The organism is Paraprevotella xylaniphila YIT 11841 (genome assembly GCF_000205165.1).
GTDB classification, from domain to species: Bacteria; Bacteroidota; Bacteroidia; order Bacteroidales; family Bacteroidaceae; genus Paraprevotella; species Paraprevotella xylaniphila.
The window spans coordinates 1-3,268 of record NZ_GL883885.1; the positions used below are offsets into that span (position 1 = coordinate 1).

The window sequence follows — 3,268 nt, forward strand, 5'->3', positions numbered from 1 at the left end:
GACCGGCAAAAAGTCATCGTCCGGTAACGCGTCGGTAAACATTCACTTATACAAGCCCCGATTTCCTGCCTCAAACAAGCATCGGAAACCGGGGTTCGTTTTTCCCTATCGCCCCCGTCCGGTGACGGCCACCTTGATGACACCATCCAACCTGTTCTCAAAAATCCGGTAGGCTTCTTCAATACGTTCCAACGGGAAACGGTGGGTGATAAGCGGTGTGGTGTCAATCCGGCCCGCCTCTATCAGGGAAAGGATTTCGGCACAATCGCAACCGTCCACCCCTCCAGTCTTGAACGTCAGGTTCTTCCCGTACATGTCCGGCAACGGCAACAACTGGGGCTTGTCATAAAGTGCCACAACCGTCACGACGGCATTAGGACGGGCACATTCCCAGGCCAACCGGAAACTGTCCTGGCCACCGGCCACTTCCAACACCACGTCCGCCCCTCCATGGGCACTATGGCACAGCACAAAGTCTTTACAGCCTTCGGGAGTCGTCACCTCTACCCCGGGATAGTGTTCGCGCACGAAACGCAACCTCTCCTCCGACCGTTCGCAAACGATGACGCGATGCGGATTTTTCAGCATGACACACTGCAAAGTGCATATCCCCGTAGGGCCTGCGCCGATAATCAACACCGTGTCCTCCTCCTTGATTTCCGAGATACGCGCTGCCCAAAAGCCTGTGGCCAAGATGTCGCCCACGAACAAAGCTTGCTCGTCGGTCACCGATGGGGGAATCACATTCAAGCCCTGGTCTGCATACGGAACCCTGACAAATTCGGCTTGTCCACCGTCGATACGACAACCCAAAGCCCAACCGCCATGAGGGTCGGTGCAGTTGTTCACGTACCCGTGCCGACAAAAGAAGCATTCCCCGCAAAATGTCTCCACGTTCACGGTCACCCTGTCGCCCGGCTTGACCGAAGTGACCTCACGGCCTACTTCTTCCACCACCCCGACCATTTCATGCCCCACCGTGATTCCCGGTACGGCACGCGGCACACTCCCGTGTTTGATGTGTAAATCACTGGTACAGATGCTCCCCAACGTCACCCGTACGATGGCATCCCGCCCGTCCTGCAACTCCGGACGCGGCTTTTCCCTTAATTCGAATCTCCCTTGTTCTACGAACGTGTATGCAAGCATAATCGTCTCCTTTCTTTTGAACGGTCCTTTTCCGCACGCAAAGATAGCGAAAGGCAAGTGCAGTTCCAAGCCAAAAGCTTGCTTTTGAGCAAGGAAAGTGCTCGCAAGTACAAACATTGTCCCGGGCAAAAGGCACGAGAATCCATTATTGTCACACGAATCCGCAACCACTCCCGAAAAAAACAAACCAAAACTCATTATAACTGACAATTTGGCAGGCTCAAAATGAAGTTCAATAAAAAACAAATCATAAAAAAGGGATACCGTAACCGGTATCCCTTTATCTTTAAAATAAAATCCCCTACATAAGGAAAACGTTCCGATACAAACGACCGGACTCATTCCCCTTACGGGTTTTACGCTTCTTCCAACGTCATGCCCAAATAAGAACAAGAGAAATTCTTTCCTTTTACGGAAGGAAACTGGCTACGCGCATCCACATCTTGCCGCGAACGCAAATGCTCCACTATACGGTTGTAACACTCCTGCGTGTTACGAGCCTTGCAACGAGCCTTGAACCGCGTATCCTTATACTGGAACTTAGTGGTGCCAGGAATGGGAACCACACGTTTGAAAAGGATTTCCCCCTCATACCATCCCGGACGGTCGTTAATGGAAAAACGGGCCGGTGCTTCCTTCTCCGAACTTTCGGCTAAAGACTGCGTCCTGCCTCCGTTCACTTTAAATTCGGCCAAAGTCGTAGCCGTTGTCTTAATCACAATAAAATACACACGGGGACGTACCTTATAACGCTTGGGATAAGGCATCGGGCTATCCATGTATTGGCGCAAGTCTTTCACGAAAGCCTCATCCAACGTAATACCCGGCAGGGAAGACAGGAAATCAAAAGCCTCTTCCGCCGAACTCACCACGCACTCCTCGTCAAAATAGCGAATGTATAAATTCATCAATTCATTATATAAATAAAACCATAAAATCCGAACAATTATACCCCTCGGGCATAATTAGTCGGAGACCGATGCAAAATTATATAAAATCTCCCGTCCGGACAAATTTTGTCCGGTGTAATCCACCTCCGCGATGACAAAATAAGTAACTTTGCACAACCATTCATGATAATTTGAATATGTCTATCATCAGATTCATCAAAAACTGGACGCTCCCCATCGCCATGCTCATGGGGGCATTGTCTTACTTCATTTACACAGGCATTCCTGTCCTGGAGCCTACGAAACCTTACGTAGCCCGGTTCGTCGGCATCCTGCAACCGGTATTGATTTTTGCCATGCTTTTTATAACGTTCTGCAAAGTAAATCCCAAAGAACTCCGTCCTTGCCGTTGGCATGGATGGCTGCTCTTAATCCAAGCTGGCTGTTTTGCCCTCCTGGCCGGGCTTTTGAAATGTTTTCCCAACCTGCCGGGCCAAGTTTTGGCAGAAGCAGCCATGCTGTGCATGATTTGCCCGACAGCTACTGCAGCCGCTGTAGTCACCGGGAAATTAGGAGGCAATGCGGCCAACCTTACGACCTATACCATTTTAATCAATCTGGCCACGGCACTGATTGTCCCCATATTCGTCCCCTTGGTCCACCCCCACCCTGACCTGACATTTGGTGTCTCCTTTTCTTTGATATTAAGCAAAGTCTTTCCTTTATTGTTCTGCCCGTTCCTGGCCTCCTTGTTCGTCCGCTACTGCCTTCCTGGCATACACAAGCTAGTTCTCCGCTGCAAGGAACTGGCATTCTATTTGTGGGCCGTGGCACTGGCCATTGCCATCGGGGTTACCGTGAAGAGTATCGTCCACAGCGAAGTATCGGCGCTTTACCAATTTGGCATAGCCGGCATATCGCTTGTTTGCTGCGTCGTACAATTCTGGGCGGGGAAATACATCGGAACCCGTTACAACGATCCCATTAGTGCCGGTCAAGCCTTGGGACAAAAGAACACGGTATTTGCCATTTGGATGGGGTATACATTCATGACTCCGGTTACATCGGTAGCCGGAGGCTTCTACAGCATTTGGCACAATATTTACAACTCTTACCAACTCTACCGCAAACGAAACGAAGAAAACAAATGAAACAGAAGTGTAAATACAAATAAAGCCACCCTCACGGGCAGCTTTATCTGAGCGGAAAACGAGACTCGAACTCGCGAC

The 3,268-nt window shown here is 50.2% G+C and carries 3 protein-coding genes and 1 tRNA gene (1 of these 4 cut by a window edge); 1 reads left to right on the forward strand and 3 read right to left on the reverse strand.

Going from position 1 to position 3,268, the window contains the following annotated elements:
* Positions 1-105: 105 nt before the first annotated feature.
* Together HMPREF9442_RS13045 and HMPREF9442_RS13050 are read right to left on the reverse strand one after the other, a co-directional pair.
* A complete protein-coding gene (locus tag HMPREF9442_RS13045) occupies positions 106-1,149 on the reverse strand; it encodes an alcohol dehydrogenase (protein WP_040603165.1) in 1,044 nt (347 codons plus the stop codon).
* A 356-nt stretch (positions 1,150-1,505) separates the two neighbouring features.
* Complete coding sequence (locus tag HMPREF9442_RS13050; RefSeq protein ID WP_008629455.1) at positions 1,506-2,057, reverse strand: hypothetical protein; 552 nt, start codon at positions 2,055-2,057, stop codon at positions 1,506-1,508.
* 179 nt (positions 2,058-2,236) lie between these two features.
* Here HMPREF9442_RS13050 and HMPREF9442_RS13055 point away from each other — a divergent pair, with 179 nt between their 5' ends.
* Entirely contained in the window at positions 2,237-3,190 is a 954-nt protein-coding gene (locus tag HMPREF9442_RS13055; RefSeq protein WP_008629458.1) for a transporter, read from the forward strand.
* Positions 3,191-3,240: 50 nt separating this feature from the next.
* On the opposite strand, the gene HMPREF9442_RS16310 is transcribed toward HMPREF9442_RS13055, so the two are convergent.
* A tRNA-OTHER gene (locus tag HMPREF9442_RS16310) sits at positions 3,241-3,268 on the reverse strand (it continues 74 nt past the right edge of the window).